Source organism: Rhodococcus sp. B7740 (assembly GCF_000954115.1).
GTDB lineage: Bacteria > Actinomycetota > Actinomycetes > Mycobacteriales > Mycobacteriaceae > Rhodococcoides.
This window is the reverse complement of the sequence record NZ_CP010797.1, coordinates 5,268,234-5,292,754: the sequence shown is the minus strand read 5'-3', so window position 1 is coordinate 5,292,754 and position 24,521 is coordinate 5,268,234. Positions and strand designations below refer to the sequence as shown.

24 protein-coding genes and 1 pseudogene are annotated in these 24,521 nt (G+C 64.6%); 12 read left to right on the top strand and 13 right to left on the bottom strand.

Translation table 11 applies throughout. From position 1 onward, the window contains the following. The first annotated feature begins 7 nt into the window (after positions 1-7). Positions 8-625, top strand: coding sequence for a TetR/AcrR family transcriptional regulator (locus NY08_RS24780; RefSeq protein ID WP_032394963.1), 618 nt, complete (start codon positions 8-10; stop codon positions 623-625). 73 nt (positions 626-698) lie between these two features. Here the strand turns inward: NY08_RS24780 and NY08_RS24775 are convergent, their stop codons facing one another. The 6 genes from NY08_RS24775 to NY08_RS24750 all read right to left on the bottom strand — a co-directional run bounded on the left by NY08_RS24775 (position 699) and on the right by NY08_RS24750 (position 8,360). Further along, complete coding sequence (locus NY08_RS24775) at positions 699-2,060, bottom strand: acetamidase/formamidase family protein (protein WP_045199364.1); 1,362 nt, start codon at positions 2,058-2,060, stop codon at positions 699-701. Between the two features lie 94 nt (positions 2,061-2,154). Further along, on the bottom strand, positions 2,155-2,595 hold the full coding sequence (locus NY08_RS24770; protein WP_144407428.1) for a hypothetical protein: 441 nt from the start codon (positions 2,593-2,595) through the stop codon (positions 2,155-2,157). Positions 2,596-2,807: 212 nt separating this feature from the next. After that, on the bottom strand, positions 2,808-4,496 hold the full coding sequence (locus NY08_RS24765) for an ABC transporter family substrate-binding protein (protein ID WP_045201119.1): 1,689 nt from the start codon (positions 4,494-4,496) through the stop codon (positions 2,808-2,810). Positions 4,497-4,533: 37 nt separating this feature from the next. Continuing rightward, the gene (locus NY08_RS24760; protein WP_045199363.1) at positions 4,534-6,435 is read right to left on the bottom strand and encodes an ABC transporter ATP-binding protein; all 1,902 of its coding nucleotides are present in this window, start codon (positions 6,433-6,435) and stop codon (positions 4,534-4,536) included. Further along, positions 6,428-7,348: an ABC transporter permease gene (locus tag NY08_RS24755; RefSeq protein ID WP_045199361.1), complete on the bottom strand. Its 921-nt coding sequence runs from the start codon at positions 7,346-7,348 to the stop codon at positions 6,428-6,430. The genes NY08_RS24760 and NY08_RS24755 overlap by 8 nt, the downstream gene beginning before the upstream one ends. A gap of 31 nt (positions 7,349-7,379) precedes the next feature. After that, positions 7,380-8,360 carry an ABC transporter permease gene (locus tag NY08_RS24750; RefSeq protein ID WP_032394960.1) on the bottom strand — a complete coding sequence of 327 codons (981 nt, stop codon included), beginning with the start codon at positions 8,358-8,360 and terminating at the stop codon, positions 7,380-7,382. A 320-nt stretch (positions 8,361-8,680) separates the two neighbouring features. Here NY08_RS24750 and NY08_RS26550 point away from each other — a divergent pair, with 320 nt between their 5' ends. Both NY08_RS26550 and NY08_RS25950 read left to right on the top strand, forming a co-directional pair. Then, a complete protein-coding gene (locus tag NY08_RS26550; protein ID WP_235387031.1) occupies positions 8,681-9,637 on the top strand; it encodes a hypothetical protein in 957 nt (318 codons plus the stop codon). Further along, the gene (locus NY08_RS25950; RefSeq protein WP_144407427.1) at positions 9,634-10,296 is read left to right on the top strand and encodes a hypothetical protein; all 663 of its coding nucleotides are present in this window, start codon (positions 9,634-9,636) and stop codon (positions 10,294-10,296) included. Before NY08_RS26550 ends, NY08_RS25950 begins: the two co-directional genes overlap by 4 nt. Here the strand turns inward: NY08_RS25950 and NY08_RS24740 are convergent. Beyond that, the gene (locus NY08_RS24740; protein WP_045201116.1) at positions 10,229-11,497 is read right to left on the bottom strand and encodes a DUF4185 domain-containing protein; all 1,269 of its coding nucleotides are present in this window, start codon (positions 11,495-11,497) and stop codon (positions 10,229-10,231) included. The two genes, NY08_RS25950 and NY08_RS24740, sit on opposite strands and share 68 nt — an antisense overlap. 142 nt (positions 11,498-11,639) lie before the next feature. Further along, positions 11,640-12,122, bottom strand: coding sequence for a DUF6992 family protein (locus NY08_RS24735; protein ID WP_200893153.1), 483 nt, complete (start codon positions 12,120-12,122; stop codon positions 11,640-11,642). 40 nt (positions 12,123-12,162) lie between these two features. Here NY08_RS24735 and NY08_RS24730 point away from each other — a divergent pair, with 40 nt between their 5' ends. Beyond that, entirely contained in the window at positions 12,163-12,495 is a 333-nt protein-coding gene (locus NY08_RS24730; RefSeq protein WP_045199359.1) for a hypothetical protein, read from the top strand. Further along, complete coding sequence (locus NY08_RS24725) at positions 12,495-12,935, top strand: hypothetical protein (protein ID WP_045199358.1); 441 nt, start codon at positions 12,495-12,497, stop codon at positions 12,933-12,935. Before NY08_RS24730 ends, NY08_RS24725 begins: the two co-directional genes overlap by 1 nt. Before the next feature lie 13 nt (positions 12,936-12,948). Here NY08_RS24725 and NY08_RS24720 read toward each other — a convergent pair whose 3' ends face one another. Next, positions 12,949-13,515, bottom strand: a complete 567-nt coding sequence (locus NY08_RS24720) for a peptide deformylase (protein WP_045199357.1) — start codon at positions 13,513-13,515, stop codon at positions 12,949-12,951. Between NY08_RS24720 and NY08_RS26770 the strand changes: the two are divergent. The 4 genes and pseudogenes from NY08_RS26770 to NY08_RS26670 form a co-directional block, all read left to right on the top strand. After that, positions 13,499-13,666 (top strand): annotated as a pseudogene (locus NY08_RS26770) (DUF2256 domain-containing protein); the annotation flags it as partial. The gene NY08_RS24720 and the pseudogene NY08_RS26770 overlap by 17 nt on opposite strands. Before the next feature lie 15 nt (positions 13,667-13,681). Continuing rightward, a complete protein-coding gene (locus tag NY08_RS26545) occupies positions 13,682-13,933 on the top strand; it encodes a DUF3253 domain-containing protein (protein ID WP_235387273.1) in 252 nt (83 codons plus the stop codon). 46 nt (positions 13,934-13,979) lie between these two features. Continuing rightward, a complete protein-coding gene (locus NY08_RS24710) occupies positions 13,980-14,987 on the top strand; it encodes a DUF222 domain-containing protein (protein ID WP_235387030.1) in 1,008 nt (335 codons plus the stop codon). Further along, a complete protein-coding gene (locus NY08_RS26670; protein ID WP_327205225.1) occupies positions 14,941-15,747 on the top strand; it encodes an HNH endonuclease signature motif containing protein in 807 nt (268 codons plus the stop codon). The genes NY08_RS24710 and NY08_RS26670 overlap by 47 nt, the downstream gene beginning before the upstream one ends. A gap of 7 nt (positions 15,748-15,754) precedes the next feature. Here NY08_RS26670 and NY08_RS24700 read toward each other — a convergent pair whose 3' ends face one another. After that, entirely contained in the window at positions 15,755-17,251 is a 1,497-nt protein-coding gene (locus tag NY08_RS24700) for an acyl-CoA synthetase (protein ID WP_045199353.1), read from the bottom strand. Positions 17,252-17,340: 89 nt separating this feature from the next. Here NY08_RS24700 and NY08_RS24695 point away from each other — a divergent pair, with 89 nt between their 5' ends. Then, the gene (locus NY08_RS24695; protein ID WP_045199351.1) at positions 17,341-17,880 is read left to right on the top strand and encodes a DUF2231 domain-containing protein; all 540 of its coding nucleotides are present in this window, start codon (positions 17,341-17,343) and stop codon (positions 17,878-17,880) included. A 1-nt stretch (position 17,881) separates the two neighbouring features. On the opposite strand, the gene NY08_RS26540 is transcribed toward NY08_RS24695, so the two are convergent. Beyond that, positions 17,882-18,352, bottom strand: a complete 471-nt coding sequence (locus NY08_RS26540) for a PASTA domain-containing protein (protein ID WP_230596718.1) — start codon at positions 18,350-18,352, stop codon at positions 17,882-17,884. A 174-nt stretch (positions 18,353-18,526) separates the two neighbouring features. Here NY08_RS26540 and NY08_RS24685 point away from each other — a divergent pair, with 174 nt between their 5' ends. Then, on the top strand, positions 18,527-20,824 hold the full coding sequence (locus NY08_RS24685; RefSeq protein ID WP_045199349.1) for an ATP-binding cassette domain-containing protein: 2,298 nt from the start codon (positions 18,527-18,529) through the stop codon (positions 20,822-20,824). Between the two features lie 75 nt (positions 20,825-20,899). Next, the gene (locus NY08_RS24680) at positions 20,900-21,826 is read left to right on the top strand and encodes an ABC transporter substrate-binding protein (RefSeq protein ID WP_045199346.1); all 927 of its coding nucleotides are present in this window, start codon (positions 20,900-20,902) and stop codon (positions 21,824-21,826) included. A 40-nt stretch (positions 21,827-21,866) separates the two neighbouring features. On the opposite strand, the gene NY08_RS24675 is transcribed toward NY08_RS24680, so the two are convergent. Then, on the bottom strand, positions 21,867-23,057 hold the full coding sequence (locus NY08_RS24675; protein WP_032394952.1) for a CaiB/BaiF CoA transferase family protein: 1,191 nt from the start codon (positions 23,055-23,057) through the stop codon (positions 21,867-21,869). Next, positions 23,054-24,520 (bottom strand): dihydroorotase, encoded by a 1,467-nt coding sequence (locus tag NY08_RS24670; RefSeq protein WP_045199344.1) that lies wholly within the window; start codon positions 24,518-24,520, stop codon positions 23,054-23,056. The genes NY08_RS24675 and NY08_RS24670 overlap by 4 nt, the downstream gene beginning before the upstream one ends. Between the last annotated feature and the right edge of the window lies 1 nt (position 24,521).

The following is a 24,521-nucleotide window of genomic DNA, read 5'->3' as shown; positions in this document are numbered from 1 at the left end:
TCTACCCATGGCTTCCCCGACGCGCAGGTACAACGGCATGAGTGCCGACGACCGCACCGCCGACCGTCGCGCGCGGTTGCTCGAAGCCGGACTCGAAGTGTTCTCCACGGCCGGTGCCCAGAACACGACCATGACCGCGATCTGCGCGGAGGCGAAACTGACCGAGCGCTACTTCTACCAAAGCTTCTCCGGCAAAGAGGATTTGCTCGAGAAGGTGGTGGAGTCGGTATCCGACGAGATCCGGGCAGCGGCTATGGACGCGTTGCACTCCCCGGCCCCCACCGTCGAGGAACAGGTGCGCAACGCCATCGCCGCGTTCGTCGGCGTGCTCACCGACGACCGCCGCAAGGGACGCGTCGCGATGATCGAGTCACTGGCCGTCGACTCACTGCGGGATTATCGAAGAAAGTCCATGCGCGCGTTCGCCCATCTGGTGGCCGAGCAGTCACGCGAACTGTTCGGCGAACAGGCCTGGCCGCAACCACAATCCGAGATCAACGGCCTGCTGTTCATCGGCGGACTCGCCGAACTGGTCATCGCGTGGTTGAACGACGAAATCGACATCGCCCCTGCCGACATCGTCGACGCCGCAACACGTCATTTCATCGCGACGGCACACCGCTGAGGTGCCTTCGGCAGTGGCGTGCCCAGGTGCCGCGGAGGGCACTTGTTCGCGCCACTGCGCCGAAGGCGCACTCCTACCGATCGAAGTGCGCCTTCGAGATCTGGCCGTGCACGCCTACCGTCTTGTCGACCACCTGCGAAACGGTGAAGTTGGCGGCCGCGGAAAGGTAGGCATAGGCCGTCGCCCGGTCCATGCCGAGGTCGGTCTCGAGGAAGTCGAGCGCGTTGACCACTGCCCGACGCATGGCTGCGTTCAGGTCCGAACTCTGACCACCGACGGCACCGTCCGGATCGGACAGGCCGATCGGAATCCATGAATCCTCGTTCTCGGCAAAGGGATACGAGTACGCGACGGACGGCGCATCCCCGCTGCCCGCCTTGCACACCGTCAGGCGGAAGGTGCCGCGCAGGGAACCTTCCATCGCCGTCAGCGCGACCTCTCCGTCGCCCATCGCCATGTGCGGATCGCCGACGTAGAACAACGCACCCTCTGCGAACACCGGGAGGTAGAACGTCGACCCGACGCCGAGCAGGCCGACATCGATGTTGCCGCCGCCGAGCGTCGGGGGAATCGAATTCGCATTCGGTGACGTCAGGCCCGGGTCGCTGGCGAAGGCAACACCCATCATGCCCATGAAGGGACGCAGCGGAAAGCGTACGGCCGCATCGCCGTACCGCATCACACCCTGCCCGTCCTCGACGGCGGTGAACGTGGAGATATTGCCGTACTGCGTCGGGTCACCCGAGGTCCTGCCGTCGCTTGCGATCGGAGGCATCACCTCGTCCAGGCTGATGCCCGCAGGAGCCTCACCGGACGCAGTGACCGTCAGGGAGCCCTTGCCGTGCCTGCTCGACACCACACCGTACGGAACGCGTGGGATCGCCTCGAGCGTCTCGATCTTGAGTACATCCCCGCGCTGCGCACCCTCGACGAACACCGGACCCGTCACCACATGAGGGCCGTCGACGTCGAAGTTACGGACCGTGCGGTCGTATCCGCCGGCGATGTCGATGGCGTCCTGCAGCACGTCGGATTCCGATACGCCCTTGCCACCGAAGAATTCGACGGGATCGCGACCCTGATCTTCGAGAATTCCTTCGTGGCTGAGCGCGTCGATGGTCACCGTCTCGCCGGACTTCATCTGCAGCACCGACTCGGACTCGACCGTCGGGACGTACCCCCACAGGACCTTGTCGACTTCGGAACTCAGATAGTGATCGCCGGAGATGTCGCCTGATCCGGGCTGAAGAATGCCGACCGGTGCAGGTGCCGACGAACTCGCGGCGGCGGTGGACGACGACGACGACGACGAACAAGCTGCCGTTCCGGCGATTCCGACGCCTGCGCCCAATGCCGCCACCGCCTGGATGAATCCACGTCGACCGATTCCCTTGGTGATCGTCTCCGCTGCCTGCTCCGCCATCGACCGCGCCATGATGCCTCCTGAATTGTCCGAATCTCGAACGTAGACCGGGGGTGTTTCTCGGCAGTTACGAACATGCGTCGGACGAAGTACCCGGCAGGACGGCTCAGCTGGGATCGCTTCCACCGATCGCCGACCACCAGAGCGCAGTGACCGCAGCCAGAACGGTGACGGCTACGAACTCGGCGAATCCCCCGCCGTCGACGACCAGCCACAGCAGACCGATGAACGGGCCGGCCACTGCGGCAGGGGCGTCGAGCATGATTCGGCGGCGCAGCGATCCGAATCTTTCACTGCGCGTACGCAGATCGACGTCGTTGAGGCGAGGGGCATCGAGGGGTGTGCCGGGAGGTAACGACGTGCGACGCCGCCCCGACGGCACGGCGAGAATCCCCGGTTCCACGACGACAGCACGCCGACCGAAGATCGACCTGCTCACGCTCGCGGCGGCGTCGGGAACGATCGCCAGCAGCCCGGTGTGGAAGTAGACGGGATACCAGGCCCGCCCTGTCTTCTCGTGGACCTCCAGGTAACCTCGCGACCGCATGCGGTGCTGAAACCGAACTCGCCGCACTGTGGTTCGGGCGGTCGTTGTCTGTGCTGATCGCCCGGACAGGAGAGCGCACGCCACCGACCAACCCGTCCAGACGAGGACGACGAGCGCAACGAAGAAACTCAGCGGTGCGATCACGACAACGGTCGATGCCGCGACAACCAACGTGGCTGCCGCGGCACCGACCGGATATCCGAGACCGTGAGCTATTTCAGGAACCCGACCTTCGACATATCGAGGTCACCGAATCCCGGAGCGCCGAAGTTCGCGAGATTCGACTTGGTCGCGTACGTCGACGGACGCTGGAACATCGTGAGGCTGTGCCCCTCCGCCCAGATCGCCTTGTCTGCCTCGTTGTAGTCGGCAAAACGTGCGTCGTCGTCGAGCTCGCCGGCCGCCGTGTCGAGCAATCCGTTGATCTCCTCGGACCCGACCTGACCGTAATTCTGCAGCGTACTGCCGGGCGTCAGGCGGAAGATGCCGTCACTGCTGGAGGTGTACGGCGTTCCCTCCCAGGTGAAGTGGGTGACATCGAATGCGCCGACCAGGATGTACTTCTCGAAGAAGTCGTCGGACGGCACTGCGTCGATGATGAGGTTGGCGCCGACAGCCTTGAGGTTCTGCTGGATGATCTGCGCTTCCTGCGTCGCATTCGGGGTGTCCGCCGGAATGATGTCGTGCAGATCGAGTTGCTGTCCGTCCTTGGAGCGGAACTCGCCGTTCATCGTCCATCCGGCGGCCTCGAGTTCGGACTTCGCCTTCTCCGGGTCGAACGTGACGTCGCCGTTGTTCGCCTGGTAACCTTTCTGGCCGTCGACGAAAATGTGGTTGTTCAGCACCGTCGGGTTCGAGGTGATCTGGCCGAGCTGCGAGGTGGCCAGGTAATCGCGGTCGATCGCCTTCATCAGAGCCAACCGGACCGCCTTGTCCGACGTGATGCGCCCGGGCGCGCCGTTGAAATCGAAATGGCGGTACTGCGGACCCAGGCTCTGCCGCAGGTCGATGTTCGGGATACCCCGCGCGACCTTGAATGCGTCAGCGCTGCTACCCAATTCGTAGTAATCGATCTCGCCACTCTGCAACGCGCCGACGGAGGCCGTCGAATCGAGTGGCAGGAACGTGATGGTGTCGAGCACCGCTGGGTTTTCGCCCCACCAATCAGGGTTGCGCTCCGCAATCATGCGTTTACCCCCGGGCTCGATGGTCCGGATACGGAACGGGCCTGCGGTGGCAGGCATCGTGCTCACCGATCCCGTGTTGAAGGCGTCGACGGTATTCACCGACTCTGCGGGCATCAGCGGGGAGTACAGCGATGGCCAGTCGGCAAACTTCTCCGTGAACGTCAGAATCACCTGTTGGTCGTTCTCGCCGCGCACGACGGATTCGACCTTGTCGTACCCGGCCGTGGATGAAGCCTCGTACGCCGGGTCCTTCCCGCTGTTCGCGGTCCACGTTGCCACGAGGTCGGTGTAGTCCAGCGACCTCCCGCTGCTCCACTTGGCCTTGGGATTGATGTTGTAGGTGATGACCTGCTTTCCGTCGACCTCCGACTCGGTGATGTCGGTGAAGAAGTCCGTGTCCACCGTCAGACTCGCGTCGGCTGCGGCGGTGAACGACCTCGGCATCAGCGCGGCGTAGAACCGCGAGGTATCGACCGTTGTGCCGTCGATTTGGTAGTAGTTGTAATTGGCAGTCACCTGCGTGAGCGGGAAGTTCATGTTCCCGCCCTGCTGCAGATCGGTGATCGGATGCGGGTTTATCTGCGCTCCGCTCTCGAACGACGCAGGCGCATCGGCGTTGGGCCCGGTGTCGCCGGAGCTGCACCCCGCCACCAGTCCTACGGTGGTCACGGCCACCGCGATCGGGACCAGTGCCCGAAATAGCTTGGCTTTCATCAATTCACCTTTCTCAGTGTGCACGTAACCTGCAAGGTCAGATGGCGTCGGCCAGCTGTGCGGCCTCGGCGATTCGGGCTCGTTGGAGCACCGGATCGGGGATGGGGATGGCTTTCAGGAGTGCCCGTGTGTACGGGTCCTCGGGTGCGTCGAAGATCTGCGCCGTCGGGCCCTTCTCCACGAACACCCCGTTGCGCATCACCGCTACTTCGTCGGCAAGGTGACGCACCACCGACAGGTCGTGCGAGACGAACAGATACGCCAGTCCGAGCTCCTCCTGCAGATCCTGGAGCAGGTTCAGCACGCCCGCCTGGATCGACACGTCGAGCGCGGACACCGGCTCGTCGAGCACCAGGATCGACGGTTTGAGCGCCAAAGCCCGTGCAATGCCGACACGTTGACGCTGCCCGCCGGAGAACTGAGTGGGATACCGATCGGCGAGCTCGGGACGCATTCCGACGGTGTCCATCAGTTCCCGAACCCGGCGGGTGCGCTCGTCGACCGGCACGCCGTTGATCTTCAACGGCTCGGCGATGATCTCCCCCACAGGCATTCGCGGATCGAGCGAGCCCATCGGGTCCTGGAACACGATCTGGATGTGCGCGCGCAGCTTTCGTTGCTCGGCTCGGCTCAGGCCGTAAGGCTCGACTCCGTTGATTCTGATCGAGCCCTGCTGCGGCTTCACGAACTCCATGATCTCGAGCAGGGTCGTCGACTTGCCGCAGCCCGATTCGCCGACGATCGCCAAGGTGGACCCTGCGTGGACATCGAAGCTGATGCCCTGCACCGCAGGCACTTCGCCCGCGCGTCGACGCAGTACCGAACCCTTGAACATGGGGTAGCTCTTGTGCAGATCGGTCACCGACAACACCGGAGCATCCTTCGGTACGGTCACCACCAATTCGGCCGGTGCCTCCGACCGTGGGGCACCCTCGAATTCCGCCTCCACCGACTCGGCCGTCGCCGCATCGATACGGATGCACGCCGCGCTGTGATTCGGGGCAACCTGAATCAACGGTGGTTCGCCTTTGTCGCAGGCCTCCGTGTGCAGCGGACATCGGGGCCCGAACGGGCAGCCCGTAGGGAGATTCACCAGAGCGGGCGGCGTGCCCTCGATAGGCACCAGGCGCTCCTGCGCGGGACGATCCGGGCGAGGGACCGAGCCGAGCAAGCCCACGGTGTAGGGCATGGACGGGTGCGCGTACAGCTCGTCCACTGGAGCAGTTTCGACGGCTCGCCCGGCGTACATGACCATGGCCCGATCGGCAACGCCGGCAACGACTCCCAGGTCGTGGGTGATGAACACGACGCCGGCTCCGGTCACGTCACGGGCCGTGCGCAGCAGGTCGAGGATCTGCGCCTGGATCGTCACGTCGAGGGCAGTGGTCGGCTCGTCGGCGATGATGAGATCGGGATCGTTCGCGATGGCCATCGCGATGACGACGCGTTGCCGCATACCGCCGGAGAACTCGTGCGGATACGATTTGGCCCGTGTTCTCGGATCGGCGATGCCGACCAGATCGAGCAATTCCAGGGTCCGCTCCTGGACCTTCACCTTGCTCAGTGACGGATTGTGTACCGAGATCGCCTCGGCTATCTGATCACCGATCCGGTAGATGGGCGTCAGCGCAGTCAATGGGTCCTGCGAGATCATCGCCACCGAACGCCCACGCTCACGGGACATCTCACGGTCGGACAGTCCGAGTAGCTGACGGCCGTTCAGCTCGATGGACCCGGTGACCCGTGCGGTCTGCGGAAGCAACCCCATGACGGCCAGGGACGACACCGACTTACCGGAGCCGGATTCGCCGACGATGGCCATGACCTCGCCCTTGTCGACCTGATAGTCCAGTCCGCGGACCGCGGTGACGCGGCCTTCCTCACTCGGGAAGCTGACTTCGAGTCCGCTGACCTTCAACACCGGCACAGTCTCAGCCACGTGCCTGTCCCCTCGTCGAGTTCGGATCGAATGCGTCGCGCAGGCCGTCGCCGACGAAGTTCGTTGCCAGCACGATCAAGACCAGTGCGCCACAGCAGAACGCGAACAGCCACGGATAGGTCAACGCGGACGACGTACCGTCCGCGATCAGGGTTCCGAGCGAGACGTCGGGCCGCTGGACACCGAAACCGAAGTAGCTCAGCGACGCCTCACCGATGATGGCGATACCCACGTTGAGCGTGACGTCGACGATGAGGATCGACGCCATCGACGGCAGCACGTGCTTCCCGATGACACTCGTCGGCGTCGCACCCATGTACTTGGCGGCACGGATGAATTCGCGCTCACGCAACGACCGCGTCATCGCACGGATGATGCGGGAGGTGATCATCCACGCGAACGCCGCGAGCAGCAACACCAGGATGAAGAAGCTCTTGTCGCGGAACAGTGGTGAGCAGATCGCGATGACCAGGAAGCTCGGGACGACGAGCAGAACATCGGCGACCCACATCAGCGCGCGGTCGGTCCAACCGCCGAAGTATCCCGCCACCGCGCCGACGACACCGGCAAGCACCGTGGAAATAAGCGCGACGAGCATGCCGATGATCAGCGACTTCTGCAGTCCACGCAGCGTCTGAGCCAGAACATCCTGCCCGATCTGGTTGGTGCCGAACCAGTGTCGTGTGGTCGGCGGCGAGTTGAGCGCGTACGCGTCGAGTTCCTCGTAGGTGAAGGGAATGAAGTGCGGGAGTACGAATGCGCCGACGAACATCGCGAGCAGCACCACGATGCCCACCAACGCAGGCCGGTTGCGCAGGAACCGGCGCAGCACCAAGCGCCTGCGTGTGATCGGAGCCGTCGAGTCGCTCGGGCCCTCGACCGCAGCGATCTCGGGAACCACAGGTGTCGCCATCGCCGATCCTTTCCTTACTCGAAGTGGTGGGTCAGTCCGCGTAGCGAACGCGCGGATCCAATGCGGCCGTGAAGATGTCGGTCAACATTCCGGAGACGAGGACCGACAGCGCGGTGAACAGCGAGACCGCGAGCGTGATGTTGATGTCCTGACTGGTGATGCCGTAGATCAGCCAGTCCCCCATGCCGTACCACCCGAAAACTCGCTCGGTGAAGGTCGCGCCGGTGATCACCGCGCCCATCCCGAACGCGAAGAGCGTCGCCATCGGGATCAATGCAGTTCGGAAGCCATGCTTGAAAATCGCGCGGCCGCGGGTGAGGCCCTTGCCGCGGGCCGTACGGATGTAGTCCATGTTCAGTTCGTCGAGCATGGAACTACGCATGTAGCGGCTGTAACCACCGATGGTGAACAACATCAGGACAACGGTCGGCAACAGCAAATGCTGAGCACGGTCGATGATTTCGTTCATCAGACCGGGAGCGAGTGTTGTCGACGTCTCACCGGTGTATTGGAAGAACTGGCTACCGGTGCTCTGATTGACCTGCACAGCAAGGTATTTGAGTACCGGCGCCAGAACCAGGATCGGGGTGCTGATGAGGATGAACGTCACGACAGTGGCGACGTGATCGAAGATCTTGTACTGCCGGACGGCACCGTACGCACCTACGAGTGTTCCCAGTACCGCGCCGAGGACGGTGCCGAGCACCACCAGACGCAGCGAGACGAGAATGCGTCGCCACAACTCGTCGTTGACGGAGCCGGCCGCGATGGTCTGACCGAAGTCACCATGAAGCACAGCCCACAGCCACTTCAGGTAGCGCAACACGGGGTTGTCGTCGAGATGCAGCGCCGCGCGTTTCGCGTCGAGTACAGCGCTCGACGGCGGCGGGTTGCGACTGAGGAGATTGGACAGCGGATCGAACGTGAGCGACGCCAGAAGGTAGGTCAGAAACGTCGCGATGAGCAGCAGGACGACGTAGTTCAGCAACCTCCGCGCAAGATAACCGCCCACGCGCAACCACCTTCCATCGAGCACCACGGCCGTGCCCGATGGCACTGCTCTCGGCATTGTTCACACCGCGTGTTACCTGCTTGTTTCGTTAGCGATGGAAACAGACATTCCACAAGATAGCACCACGAATTCAACTTTCGTTCACGGTAGCGGAAGTACTTCCGGTACATCGGACAATGCGGAACATGCGGTGCGAGAACAAGTCTGAACATCCAGTTTACGAAGGTTCACCTAAATCATTGGTTTCTGGAACGAATTCCCGACATTGCGGACACGGCCGAAAATAGGTGCTTTCGACTCACATCGGTAGATTCACAGCCATGCCGACAGCTTCCACATCCGACGGATTCACCTTCGAGCGGTACGACGTCACCGACGCCGGATCCATCGCCACGGTCTTCGCGGCCAAGGAACACCGAACCGGGCTCTACGTTCTGCACTTCGCCGACAACGAGGCCTACGTCGGGTACTCCGACTCGGTCGCGGCACAGTTCATCGCCGACCTCGACGCGTGGACCGACATCGAAGCACTCGACTTCGCAGCCGGGACTGCCGATCAGCTCGAGCAGTTGCGAGATCTCGTGTCGCACCTGACCCGTCTACGTGAACGCCCCTCGGAGCCGGCCTCCCTGGGCGACGTTCCGAGCGCGAAATCTGCGCTGCCGAAGGAAAGGGCCAAGCGGGCGACATTGCTCGACACGTCCGTCGGCAAGGCGCGCAAGCAGTTCTGGGAACTGTCCGACCACATCGCATACCCGGCCATCCGCAGCATCGTGGCCGACTACATCAACTCTTCGATCCCCGACCCGGCGAACACCGCGAAGTACCTGTGGCAGATCGCCGCCCTGTCCGACGAACACGTCGACACCGGGCCTCGGCGCTTGCTGACGCTGAGGTGCGGCGGCTTCGAGACGCTGCGCGTCGACGAGATCGTGCACGACGACGACACGATCGAACTCGACCTGCGCATCAACACCAACGTTCCGCGCGACCGGACCGACGAGCAACTCGAGGTCTCCAACGAGACCGTCAGCGCCGGGCGCGGCCCCTACCGGGACGAACGTGTGTGGTCGTGGTCGATCGACCTCGGTGCCTTGCTGGAAGAAGACGTGGACGTCGACCTCGGGATCGACGACGACACGTTCGACGACCTCGCCTACGGCCTCAACGCCAGGCTGATGCGATCCGGCAACTCGACGGGCGCAGCGTCACACAACCACGACCTCGCGGCCGACCTGCTCGCCGAGGCATACCGGCAGCTGTTCGAGACCGAGTGAAGGGTCGGCTCTGGTACGTCTCGTACGGGTCGAATCTCCTGCGCGAGAGGTTTTTCAGCTACCTGACGGGATCCGACGAAAGCTCCGAATTCGGTGCGCACCCACCGGCACCCTCGACAGCGTTGCCTGCCGGGGAAAAATGGCTGTGGATCGACTATCCGCTGTACTTCGCCGGAGTCTCGCGGCGCTGGACCGGAGCGTCCGCGTTCGTCTCGACGACGGCAGATGCCGCGAATCGGTCTGTAGCACATGGCTATCTACTCGACCGCGTCCAGTTCGCTCACCTGGCTGCCGTCGAGAACGTCGTCGCATCCATCGATGTCGGGGGGACGGAGACACTTGCCATCGGGCAATGGTCGCAGCTGGCAGTGGATCGCGAAGGTGAGAGCTTCCGTGGGAAATACGATGCACTACTCCGACTTCCGGACATTGACGGACGACCCGCGTTCACGCTGACAAGTTCGATCGCCCGAGAGCCCGGCGAACCGTCGAGCAGATATCTTTCGACGATCCGGCGCGGATTACTTTCCGCCCCGGAAGATCTCGAGGTGGATGCCTACCTGCAGGCGGCGATCGAACGCTCCGCGGAGATCACTTCAGCGCGTCGAGATTCGTCTTCAACAGCAGCACGTTGTAGTCCGACCACCGAGAAGCAGTGAAGTACAGGTCTTTTCCGCTCGACATCGGGTGAATGAACGGCGCATAGATTCCGCCGGCGGTCTGATTGGCATCGAGGATGGTCCTCGGCGCACTCCAGGGCCCCTCGGGATTGTCGGCAGTGCGAGCGACCAATGTGCGAGTGTTCTCGTCCCCGTACATCATCACGTAGCGGCCGAGGTAGTCGTTCCATGCAACCGACATCTCACTGACCGGGCCCTTGACGATCGCAACGGTGTCGCCGATGTTCTTCGACCACTGCTTCGTCGGATCCGGATCCTGCGTCGAATACTCGTACGCGTCGAGGTTCTCGATGTCGCTCGGTGCCACCCGTGAGACGAAGGCATCGCCGAATCGTCCGTTGGGTGTGCCGAACTGATACAGGTACTTGCCGTCTCGACCCAGCACGTACGCGCTCTGCTGGAACTTGCCCTGGCTTTCGTGGACGTTGGTGAAGCCCGGAATGGTGACACCCTTGTTGACGCGGATCGTCTTGGGGTCGGTCGACCAATTCTGACCGTTGTCAGTGGATTTCGCCGTCGCCGAGTAGTTCGTGATCCAGCGCCCGGGGCTGCCCCAGCTCTGCACCGACATGTAGTTGATGTACTGGGTGTTGCCGATCGCTATGGCCGCCGTGGGAATCGTCGTGTCCTCGACGCTGGGCAGCTTTGCGCTGGAGATGATCTCGGCTGCATAGTTGGGACTACCGGCCCGCACGACGGCACCGGAGGTGTTGTCTGCGGGGTCGGCTGGACCGATCTCGACTCCCTGCGCCAGATTCGTCGACGCCTTGTCCGACCGGAAGAGCGCGTTGCTGCGCCACTGCGCATTGCCGGAGGAGCAGTCTCCGAACGTGTCACCGAACGCCATCAGGATTTGGCCGGCCCCGTTGTCCCAGCTGATTCCGAGGTCGGTGCCGGACATCGCGAGGTCGTTGTAGGTGTTGTTCACGCTCTGCGGACCGGTGACCCAGGCGATGCTCTGGGTGTTGCCGGTGATCCGAGGCAGCGGCCCCTGAGGGCCTTGCGGGTTCTTGCCCGACATCCCGGCGCTACCCGACGACCCGAACAGCGGAGACGAGCCCGGCCCACCGAGCCCACCGCACGGTTCGGCCGACACGGTGGGCGCGGTCAGAGCGCTGAGTCCGCTCACTGCCAGTGCCAGGACAGCCCCGACAGCAATCTGCCGACTACGTACACGCATGGACGAACCCACCGTTTCCCGTGTGACCCACGATACTGATGTGACTGATGGGACGAGTGTTACGCAAATCTACTGATCGCGCAACAAATCAGACGTGTCGGTACTTGACAAAACGCCAACGGCGAGAATGACACTCGTGTGATTACCCGGAAATCATGCGGGCGTGTGTCGTGTCCAATGCGAGAAGCGCAGCGCCCTGCACGACGACCGCAGAGCCGTGGCCCAGCGCCTGGTCAGCGGTGATCCGGCCGCCGAACCGAGGCTTTCTGACGGCGATGTGCGCGCCGGTCGCGACGTAGAGGACGTCGAGACCGGCATTGATCCACAGCAGCCGGCTCAAACTCGCGGCAGTCGGAGGCTTCGAGCTCAGCGCGCCTACACCCGCGATCGCCAGATCGATCGCACCCCACCCCGCAGTCTGCTGACCGAACGCCCGCCGGGCAGGCGAAGACCCGCGCAACGCCAACACCGTTCCGACGAGCATACTTCCACCGCCCCACATCGCGAGACGACGGCCGAGCCGCTGGGCAACGATGGGCGCTTCGAGTGCTGTCATGTACTCCAGTGTGCCGCGTTCGAGGAAGGAGCCGGTTCGTAACGCGCGGTCGGTTGCGGCCGATCCCATGAGCACTGAGTAGCCGTGCTCGAAACGAACGGAGCCACCATTGCCGAAGAAGATCCTCGCCGGAGTCGCGCTGGCGATCGGCGGCGCAGTGCTCGTCGCGCCGACAGCCTCCGCCGCTCCCGACGACAACCCGTTCGGGCCCAAGGACTCCACCTCGAGTTTCGTCAGCGCCTTCGACCCTGCGGCATACGGCGCGGCGAGCACAGAATCGTTGATCGTCAGCCCGTTCGGCACGAGTCGGCGGATCGATTGTTGGTCGTTTCACGCCCGCGGTTCGTGCTCCCAGAACGGCCGGGTCCTGACGGAGATCCGAATCCCGGCCGGATCCTCGGAGTGGGACTACCGGATGCTCTACGTCTACAACCCGTTCTGATGATCGTCGGTCGCGTGCTCTGTGGACTGGCTCTGGTCGCGCTCACAGGTTGTGCCGCAACGGAACCCGAGCCGGGCATCGACGCCGCGGTGAACGTTGCGCCGTCGTCGTTCCCGCCCCCTCCTCCCTCCGTCGCGCACACAGCCATCCCTACCCCGGACGAAGCGACCGCCATCTTCCGTACCGTTTTCGACTGGACCGCCGAACGGTCCGACCGCGCCGACGCGCTCGAAGGCACCGCCGAGGAGATCGAACCTCTGCTCGACAGCGGTGGAAGCCTGTCGGAGGCGTCGTTCGATCGCATCGACGTCGTCGCGCCCGGCCGCGTCGAGGCGAGCGGCACGTCCGTCGGGCCGACGTCCTCGATCGGTTTCGTTGTCTCCGAGGGCCGTTGGAAGCTGGAACGCGCAGCGGCATGCGCACTCACCGGCGCGTGTTGATCGCCGGTTCGATTCACCAGCCGAACGGGTCCGCATCGGACCCGGGCAGCCAACTGTTGCCGGGGCCGACCCATCCTCGTGCCTTGATCATCTTCTTCGCAGCACGCTGATTGCGGCCGATCAGGCGGTCGAGGTACAGGTGACCGGCCAGATGGTCGGACTCGTGCTGCAGACACCGAGCCAGGTAACCGTGGCCCTCGACCGAGACGGGCGCGTTCTCCACATCGACACCGGTCACGCGGGCCCAGTCTGCGCGGCCGGTCGGGTACCGCTCCCCCGGTACCGACAGACACCCTTCACCGTCTCCGGGGTCCGGCATCGTCTCCGGGATCGCCGACGTCTCGAGCACTGGGTTGACCACGTGCCCGCGGTGACGGACCCCGCCGTCCCTGAGGTCGTAGACGAACACTGCACGCGGGTCGCCGACCTGGTTGGCAGCGAGTCCGGCCCCGTGCGCCGCGGTGTTGGTCTCGAACAGGTCCTTCACGAACGCCGCCAAATCGGCGTCGAACACGGTGACGAGTTCGGCGACCGTCGTCAGCCGCGGGTCACCGGCAACGAGAATGGGTCGAATCGCCATGCAACGAGGTTACTGTCGAAGCATGGCCCATTCTCGTCGCTCCTCCACTGCGCAGCCCGCCGACAAGGTCTGCGCATCGTGCGGGCGGCGAATCGAGTGGCGTAAGAAGTGGGAGAAGAACTGGGATGACATCAAGTACTGCAGCGATGCGTGCCGGCGACACAAGGTGAGCGCCACCGACAAAGAACTCGAAGACAAGATCCGTTCTCTGCTCGACGCTCGGTCCCGCGACTCCACGATCTGCCCGTCCGACGTCGCACGAGCCCTGTCCGACGACGGTTGGCGGGAGTTGATGGAACCGGTCCGCCGCGCCGCCCGTCGGATGGTCGACGCGGGAGAGGTCGAGATCACCCAGAAGGGATCAGTGGTCGATCCCTCGACTGCGAAGGGCCCAATCCGTATTCGTTGGAAGCGTTGACCGGCGTCGCAGAAACGTGTCGGTGGGTGGGTATAGCTTTCGTGGGGTGAAGACATGGGGGGATGTGTTCGAGCTCGCGGACCAGGAATTGGTCTCCGAGCTCGCCGACGTGTCGTCCCACGAAAACGCTTTGGCTGCAGCAAGATTGACACTGCTCGCCGAGATCGACCGACGTGGCCTGGCGATGAAACTCGGGCACTCGACGGTCACCCGCTGGTACGCGAAGTCGGTGCGCATCACCGACGGATCCGCAACCCGCCAGATGGAACTCGGGCAATGGCTCACCCAATGGCCGAACGTGCTCGACGCCCTCGCCGGCGGTGACATCCACGCCGGCCACGCCTCGGCGATCGCCGACGGCTACGCCACCGTCGTGGTCGCCGACCCCACCCTCGACGAGCAGCGCCACGACGCCGTCGTCGCGGAACTGCTCGAGACCGCGATGCGCGGCACCGCCGGACAGGTCACCGCACGAGCGCAGGCCTTGGCGCACTCCGCGGCGGAGGACGCGCGAGCTCGACATGCGCGGGCCGAGAAGCAGCGACGAGAACGGGAGCGGGAACAGGCGAGCCGAACCGATGCCGGTGGCTCCGGTGACGCAGGTGGCCCGGGTGATGCAGGCGGCTTGGGTGATGCAGGGCCCGAACCTGCTGGGCCCGAACCTGTTCCGTCGGGGCCGCCGCCGGTACCGGTGTCGGAGAACCCGGGCCTGAACCGGTTCGATGTTCACCGGCTGGCCAGTGGCCGCTTCCAGATCGGTGGCGATGTCGACCGGCTCCTCGCCGAGAAACTGCTCACCGCCCTGTCGCCGTTGACGGCTCCGCGGCCGGGCCCGGGTGGGGAACGTGACGCGCGGAGTCCGTCGAAGCGGCGGGCCGATGCACTCGATCGGATTCTCGACCGTCACCTCCGCGGTGGCAGCCGCGGGGCGTCGGGTGGGTCGCGGGCGTCGGTGCACCTGATCGTTCCGCTGCGCGACCTGCTCAGCGACCGTAGAAACAAGGAAACTGCCAGCGCACCAACGGGGTTCGACAACACACGCTACCGGTGCTGACGGCGGCCACCGCGCCAGCGAGAGTGCTGGTGCCCACGGCAACTCACGAACCAGTAATGCCGACGACGGTCCCGATGGTGGTGCTGACGGCGGTCACCGCGTCAGCGAGAGTGTTGGTATCGACGGCGGTTCACGAACCGAAGACACCGACGCCGGTCCCGATCGAGCCACGGGCCGCGGTCAACGCGCCAAAGGGAGTTCTGGTGCCGGCGACCGTTCATGCACCGGTGACTCTCCCCAGAGTCGTGTCGGTCGCAGCACCGACGGTTGTGACGCTGCCGGTGGTAGTGATGCGAGGGAGAAGTCCGTTCCCGAGCCGGGCGATGCCGAGTGGCCGTTCCACACCGACTGGACCGGCCCGATCAGTCGCTCCCTCGCCGAACTACTCACCTGCGACGCCAACCTCACCCCGGTGATCGTCGACCACCACGGCGTCCCGCTCGCGCTCGGGCGCACCACCAGACTCGCCACCGACGACCAACGCATCGCCCTGACCATCCGCGACCGATGCTGCGTCATGTGCGGCCGCCCCGCAAAGTGGTGCCACGCCCACCACGTGAGGTTCTGGGAACACGGCGGCAGAACCGACCTGAACAACCTCGCGCTGGTCTGCGGCGAATGCCACCGCCTCGTCCACCACGGCCACTGGCAACTGCTCATGGGCGACGACGGACACCCCTACGCCATCCCACCCGAATCCATCGACCCCACACGCCAACCCATCCCCAGCTACCACCGACGAAAACAGCGAGCAGCCTGACGACAGGTCAACCACGCAGCTCACGCTTGAGCAGTTTTCCGCTCTGATTACGTGGCAATTCGTCGACGAAGGTGACGGTCTTGGGCACCTTGAACGGCGCTATACGACCCTTCACATGGTCGATCAACGCCTGCGACGACAACTCACTGCCCTCCTTGAGCACAACGACTGCCGTCACCGCTTCGATCCACTTGTCGTCGGGCGTCCCGATCACCGCGACCTCGGCGACCGCCGGATGGGTGTAGATCGCATCCTCTACCTCGCGTGACGCGACGAGAATGCCGCCGGTGTTGATGACGTCCTTGATCCGGTCGACCACGGTGATGAAACCCTCGGCGTCGCGGGTCACCAGGTCGCCTGAATGAAACCACCCATCCGAGAACGCATCTGCCGTCGCCTCCGGCTTGTCCCAGTAGCCGTCGCACAGCTGAGGAGAACGGTAGAGGATCTCTCCGGCTTCGCCGTCCGGCACATCGTTCCCGTCGGCATCGACGACACGGGTCTCGACGAAGAACACCGCACGGCCGCACGACGCCGGCCGCGCCTCGTGCTCCTCGGGCTGCAATACCGTTGCCAGTGGACCGATCTCGGACTGCCCGAAGCAGTTGTAGAACTCGATGTCCGGGTACCGCTCACGTAGCCGAGTGAGAACGGTGACAGGCATGATCGACGAACCGTACTGCGCCTTCTTCAGCGACGACAGGTCACGCGTGGCCAGGTCGGGGTGATTGGCGAGCGGAACCCACACCGTGGGGGCCAGGAACAGAGACTTGATCTTCTCCTCTTCGATGCGGCGCAGGATCTCCGGAACGTCCGGCCTGCGCATCAAGCGGACCGTGGCACCCACCGACAGATACGGCAGCATGAACACGTGCATTCCCGCCGAGTGGTACATCGGCATCACGAGCAGTGGATCGTCGTCCTGGGTGAACCCGAGCGCGATCACGCACGAGACGTATTCGGCGACGAGTGCTCCGTGAGACATCATCGCGCCCTTGGGTTTCGACGTCGTTCCGGAGGTGTAGAGCAGCTGAGCTGGGTCGGTCGAATCGGCGGCGGGCTCTAGTTCGGAGCCGTCGCCGTCCGTGCCCAGTACATCGGGAAGGGAAAAAACGTGCTCGATCGTCAGGTTTGCACGAACGGAGTCGAGGGTGGCCGTCAAAGCCGGATCCACGAGAACCACGCGGGAGCCCGACTGATCGAGCAAGTACTGCAATTCGTCGCCCACCAGCGCGTAGTTGATCGGAACGTGCACCAATCCGGCTCGCGCACAGGCGAGAAACGCAACAACGTACGCATCCGAGTTGACGCCGTACGCCGCGACGCGGTCACCCTTGTTCAACCCCAACGCGATCAGTCGTCGGGCGGCGCGGGTGACGGCGGTATCGAGTTCTCCGTAGGTGTGGCAGCGTCCCTCGAAGGTCACGGCGAGACGGTCGGGGAATTTCGCGGCCGACCGCCGCAGGACGCCGTCGACGGTGTTCACTCGTGTTCCGCTGCTCATCACCTGACGTTATAGGACGTCCAAGCATCTCGTCCCGTGTTTGGCTGCCCTTACGGTTCGCGCAGCGTCAGCGGGGCATGCGGCAACGTATGACACTCAAGCAAGCACTAGACAGCCTCGAATCGGCATCGTTCCTCGACGGAGCGAGCAACGCGATCAACGACGTCCTCGAGCCCGCACTCGACGACAGCACCGTCGGCGGCGCGCTCCGCGGACAGTGGATCGGCCACCCCATCCACCCGGCTCTGGTCAACGTCACCATCGGCAGCTGGACCAGCGCCGTTGCTCTGGACCTGCTGAATCACCAGTCGAGAGCAAGCAAGCTTGTGATCTCCATCGGGCTCGTGTCCGCGCCGGCCGCCATCGCCACCGGATGGGCCGACTGGTCGACGATGAACACCCGCCAGCGACGAGTCGGGATCATCCACGCGGCCTCCAACGCGACCGGCGTCTTCCTCTTTCTCGGCTCCTACCTACGTCGCCGGAAACAGACCGATGGCATCGCCAAGGCCCTGGCTGCAGCCGGTCTCGCCACAGCGAGCGTCGGCGGCCTCATCGGCGGCCACCTCGCGTACAGCTCGACCGAGCAGAAACCGGCTCCAGCGGGCAAGCCCAGCCTTCGCAGCTAGATCAGCAGTTGTTCGGCTCACCGATCTTCACCGCGGACAGCAGAGCATCTCCCTCACCGATCAGCGTCCCTGCGGGCGGATCCTGCGCCACGACAATCCAGTTCGAGTCGTTGACCTGCATCCGACCTTCGCCGGAGGCATCGGCGCTGCGGGAGTAGAAGACCCCGGCTGCCTGGATCGCATTCTGCGCGGACTGCAAATTCATGCATACGACCGGAGGCATGGCAACGAGGACCGGCGCGGCCGGTTCCGATGTGGACGGCTCGGGCGCAGTGGTGTCCGGAAGGACGATCCTGTCGATCGACGTCGGCGCGATCGTCGGTGGGGTTGCCGTTGCCTCGACGGTCACAGTCCTTACTTCGGTGCGGACTTCGGGCTCGGTGGAGTCCTGCGATCCGCAGCCCGCGAGGACGATCGCCGGGAGGGCGAGCACGATGGCCGACCGCACGCGGAAACGACTACTACTGGTCATGAATACCTTTCGACACGACCGATGGCCTGATGCAATCGGCGCCCATGTGAGATCGCCAGACCGGTAAGTCTGTTACTGCGGAAGCATGAACGGCATTTCCGTACGGCGTACGGTAGACTGCGTCGGCCCCGGACGAACCAGCGTCGGGGGCGGCGAAAGGCGACCTCAGCGCACATGACCCAGGCCCAGCCGACCACCCCAGCCCAGCCATCCAGCAACGAACTGTCCACGATCATCGTTCGCGGAGCACGCGAGAACAATCTCCGCGACGTGGACCTCGACCTGCCCAAGCGATCGCTCGTCGTGTTCGCGGGCGTCTCCGGGTCGGGGAAGTCGTCACTCGTGTTCGACACCATCGCTGCCGAAGCTCAACGGCAGATCAATTCCACGTTCACCGCGTTCGCCCAGACCTTCCTGCCCTCCTACGGTCGCCCCGACGCCGATCTGATCGCGAACCTGTCGGCAGTCGTGATCGTCGACCAGAAGCGCCTGTTCGGTGGCCCGCGGTCGACGGTCGGCACCATCACCGACATCGGCGACTGGCTGCGCATGCTCTGGTCCCGCGGCGTCACCCCGACGATCGGGTTCGCGAACGCGTTCTCGTTCAACGATCCGGCCGGCATGTGCCTGGAGTGCGAAGGGCTCGGGGAGGCGAAGGTCGTCGACATCGGCGAACTGGTAGACGAGTCGAAGTCCCTGCGCGAGGGGCCGTTCCGGCACCCGGACTTCGAGGTCGGCAAATGGCCGTATCGGGTGTTCGCCGACTCGGGCCTGTTCGATCTCGACGTCCCGATCGAGCATTACTCCGCCCGCGAGCGCCACATCTTCTTCGACGCCAAGCCCGGCGAGGTCGAGGTGCTGAACCCCGACGCCGTGATGAAGAGCTACGAGGGAATCGTGTCCCGGTTCCGGCGCAGCTACCTGACCAAGGACGCCGAGGCCCTCAAAGGCAAGGCCAAGCTCGCGTTCGAACGCATCGTCACGCGCGGTGTCTGCGAGTCCTGCGGCGGCTCCCGCTACAACGAGACCATCCGCGGTGCCACGCTCGAAGGCCTGTCTCTGCCCGACGCGTTCGCGATGCAGGTGTCCGAACTCGCCGACCGCATCGACGGGTGGCAGATCAGCGGCTTGGGCACTGTCACCGCCGAAATCGTCACGCAGCTGCGAAGACTCGTCGATCTCGGTCTCGGCTACCTCAGCCTGGACCGGGCGACGTCGTCGCTGTCGGGCGGTGAATCCCAGCGCATCAAGATGGTACGACACCTCGGCGCCACCCTCAACGACATGCTCTACGTGTTCGACGAGCCGACCACAGGCCTCCACCCCCGCGACGTCCACCGCCTCGACGACATGTTGCTCGCGCTGCGCGACAAGGGCAACACCGTCCTCGTCGTCGAGCACGACCCCGAGGTCATGGCGATCGCCGATCGGATCGTCGAGATCGGCCCAGGCGCGGGAAAGGCCGGCGGCACAGTCGTGTTCGAGGGCACTTACGACGAACTCCGCCGCGCCGACACCAGGACCGGTGCCGCGCTGCGGCGCGAGGGCGTCGAATTGCGCACTCCCCGTACGCCTTCGGGTTGGCTGACCATCACCGGAGCAAACACCCACAATCTGCGCGACGTCAGCGTCGACGTCCCGCTCGGAGTCCTGACCGCCGTCACCGGGGTCGCCGGTTCCGGCAAATCCAGCCTCATCCACGGCCATCTCCGAGAGGCAGCGCCGGACGCCGTCATCATCGACCAGGCACCCATCCGCGGTTCGCGCCGCTCCTCCCCCGCGACGTACACCGGTCTGCTCGACCCGATCCGCGCATACTTCGCCAAGAAGACCGGCCAGCCGCCGTCTCTGTTCTCGCCCAACTCCGACGGCGCGTGCCCCGACTGCCAGGGCAGCGGCGTCATCTTCACCGATCTCGGGTTCACCGACCCGGTGACGAGCACCTGCGAGACGTGCCAGGGCAGCCGTTTTCGGTCGGGTGCGATCCGGCATACCGTCGACGGCGTCAGCATCGCCGACATCTTCGAGATGTCCGTCGAGGACGCGCAGGACTTCTTCGAGGTCAAAAAGATCCGTGACATCCTCCGCCGGTGCCGGGATGTCGGGCTCGGCTACCTCTCGCTCGGCCAGAACCTGTCGTCGCTCTCCGGCGGCGAGCGGCAACGGCTCAAGCTCGCCACCGAACTGGTCGGGTCGTCGCCGGTGCTGGTACTCGACGAGCCGACGACCGGTCTGCACCCATCGGACGTGTCGAACCTGATCGCGTTGCTGTCCGGGATGGTCGACGAGGGCAGGTCGGTGATCGTCATCGAACACAACCTCGACGTCATCGCCGCGGCCGACTGGGTCATCGACCTCGGCCCCGACGGCGGACACAACGGCGGACTGATCACCTTCACCGGAACCGTCGACGAGTTGGTGGTCTCCGACACCCACACCGGCACGTACCTGGCAGGGAGCCTCGCTCGCTGACCGCGACCCGATAGTGTTGGCGCTCCACGAGGTACCGGAAACACAGGAGTGGCAGTGCAGCGTCGATCGGCACGAATGATCTCAGCCGGGTTCGCGGTCATCGCGCTGGTCGCGACCGGATGCGGCAGCACGACCACGGACTCCCCGCCGACCGCTTCCTCCACCACGGCGTCGAGCGGGGAGTTCCCGAGGACGATCGCATCGGGCTCGGACGGCGAGACCGTCACCATCGACGCGATGCCCCGTTCGATCGTTTCTCTGAGCCCGACGGCGACAGAGACCCTGTACGCCGTCGGAGCGGGTGAGCAGGTGGCGGCCGTCGACGATCAGTCGGACTATCCCGCCGATGCCCCGAAGACCGGGCTGTCTGCGTTCACGCCGAGCCTCGAGGCGATCGTCGCGTACGACCCCGATCTGGTGATCACCTCCACCGACCTCGGCCTGGTGACGTCCACCCTGGCCGAGGCAGGCATTCCGACGCTGATGGTCCCGGCCGCCACGAGCCTCGACGACGCGTACTCGCAGATCGAACAAGTGGCAGACGCGACCGGGCACGACGCCGAAGGCGATGCGGTGGTCGCGCAGATGCGTGACCGCATCGATGCTGCCGTCGCGAGCGTGCCGACACGCGATCAGCCGTTGACGTACTTCCACGAACTCGACGACACCCTGTACACCGTGAGCAGCCAGAGCTTCGTCGGCCAGATCTACGGATTGTTCGGTCTGCAGAGCATCGCCGACGGATCCGGGGCTGGCGATTACCCGCAGCTGTCCGCCGAGTCGGTGATCACCGCGGATCCCGATATCGTGTTCCTCGCCGACAGCCAGTGCTGTGGCGTCACAGCCGAATCGGTCGCGGCTCGACCGGGGTGGGGTTCGATGACCGCCGTCCGAGACGGCAGGATTTTCCCGATGGACGAGGACCTGTCGAGTAGATGGGGGCCACGGATCGCGGACCAGGTGGAAGCCGTCGCCGCCGTGGTGCAGCAGATTCCCGAGTGAACTCGGCGGGTGACCGGACACCGCGACCACCCGCCGCGCTCTACACGATGCTGTCGCGGTGCATGGCCTCGATCTCGTCGGCGCTGCACCCTATTTCGGTGAGCACCTGGTCGGTGTCGGCACCGTGCTTGCGGCCGGTGTATCTGATCCGGCCGGGACTGCCCCCCATCCGCCACATGACGTTCTGCATGCGCACGGGGCCGAGGTCGTCGTCCTCGACGGTCGTCACCATCTCGATGGCGTTCACCTGCGGATCGGACAACAGGTCGCTCGGCTTGTAGACGGGAGCGACTGCCGCTCCGGCCTTTTCGAACTCGTCGATCACCACGTCCTTGGTCCGCTCGGCAATCCAGCCGCCGACGTACTCGTCCAGAAGGTCGGCGTGGGCGGCGCGCTGACGCCCGGTGGCGAACCACGGTTCGTCCAGCACCTCGGGGTGACCCACCAGCACCAGCACACGTTCGGCTATCGAGTTGGCGCTCGTGGAGATCGCCAACCAATGCCCGTCCGCGGTCTTGTACAGGTTGCGGGGCGCGTTGTTGCTCGACCGGTTCCCTGTTCGCTCCTGATCGATGCCCAGTTGATCGGCATAGATGACGCCCGGCCCGACCGCAGCCATGATGGGGCTCAACAGATCCAGGTCGATCTGCTGCCCCTTGCCGCCGTTGTTGGTGCGGTGCAGTAGAGCCATCGACACGGCCGACGAGCCCGCGATCCCGGCAAGGGAATCGGCCAAGCCGAACGCCGGAAGCGTCGGCGGCCCATCGGCTTCGCCGGTCAGGTGCGCGAAACCACTCATCGATTCGACGAGCGTTCCGAAGGCCGGTCTGGTCGCGTACGGTCCGGTCTGGCCGAAGCCGGTGACACGCAACAGGATCAGACCAGGGTTGAGCTCGGAGAGAACGTCGTATCCCAGCCCCCAGCGTTCGAGGGTTCCCGGCCGAAAGTTCTCGACCACCACGTCGGCTTCTGCGGCCAGGCGTCGGAATATGGCTCCGCCTCGGGAGTTTCCGAGATCGAGGGTGACCGTGCGCTTGTTCCGCCCGATCATCGTCCACCACAGAGGGTGACCGTCCTTGTCCAAGCCGTGCCCGCGCATACCGTCGGGCTTGGTGGGGTGCTCGATCTTGATGACCTCTGCCCCGAAGTCGCCGAGGATCTGCGCGACGAGCGGGCCTGCGAGAATCGTCGAGATGTCGAGTACCTTGATGCCCTCCAGTGGCCCCGTCACAGGTACGGGCGGTGCAGGTAGCGGCCGGCGGGCGCACCGGCGACGGCACCGTCGGCGAGTACCCGCTGACCACGGACGAACGTGTCGGTCACCTTGGCACCTAGCTCGAAACCCTCGAATGGTGTGTACTCCTGCGCCGACTCGGAATCCTCCGGACGGACGGTCCAGGTGTGGTCCGGGTCGATCAGGGCGATATCTGCGTCCATCCCGACGGCGATGTCGCCCTTACCCGGTAGGCCGTAGCGTCGGGCCGGGTTGAGCGAGGTGAGCTCGGCGATACGCCGCCAGCTCAGGCCGCGCTTGCGTCCTTCGCTGACCAGCCCTGGAAGCAGATACTCGGCACCCCCGAAGCCGGACTTCGCGGCGAAGATGTCGCCGCGGTCCTCGGCGAACTTCTTCTCGTCCTTGCAGCACGCATGATCGCTGACGACCCAGTCGATGTCACCTGCGAGCAGGTGCTCCCACAGCGCTTCGACGTCGTCGCGCGGACGCAGCGGCGGGTTGACCTTGCCGCCGAGACCGTATGCGGTGTCGATGTCGGCCAACAGGTGCCCGATCGTGACCTCACGGCGGAAGTTGACGTGCGGGAACGCCTTTGCCATCCGCATCGCCGCAGTCAACGCCTTGCGCGAGGACAGGTGCAGCAGGTTGATGTTGGGCAGCTGCGTCTCGTCGGCCAGGAACGACGCGATGGTGACGGCGAGGCCCTCCGAGTGCGGTGGCCGTGACGCGCTGTACGCAGCCAGGCCCTCGAGGGTGCCTTCTTCTTCGACGATCTTGGTGTACGCGCTCATGATCTCGGCGGTCTCACAGTGCAGCGACAGCGAGATGTGATCGGCCTTGTCGCCCATCTGCTCTCGGGCAGCCTGGATGCCGCGCATGACGAACTCGAAGTGCGCCAGGTCGTATCGCTCCCCCTCTGGAGTCATGAGGAATTCGCTCTGATCGGTCGACCGGCCGTGGAGCCCGTGGCTGCCGTAGAACATGAAGATCTTGAACGAGGTGACGCCGTGATCGGCAATCAGCGAGGGGATTTCGTCGATGTGTTCTTTGGACATCGGCGCGAGGTGGTACGCGTAGTCCACGTACGGGCGCCCCTCGGTGGCGTCGAGAACCTTCGGGAACACGTCGGCGTAGGAACCACCCGTGTTCATGTAGTACTGGCCAGTCCGCATGTAGGACAGTGAGGTGGTCACGCCGCCCTGGACACACGCCCGCGACTCGGTCTCGGCATCGTCGCCGAGCGAGTTGTAGATACCCCAGTGCTGGTGTGCGTCCACCACACCGGGGAATGCGACCTTGCCGGCAGCGTCGATGACGGTCTCTGCGGATCCTGCATCGATGTTCGCCTCGATACGGGTGAACTTGCCTTCTTCGATCAGCAGATCCAGAAACTCACCCTCGTCGGGGGCGTCGGATCCTGGCCGAACTACGCGCGCATTGGTGATCAAAAGCGTTGACATG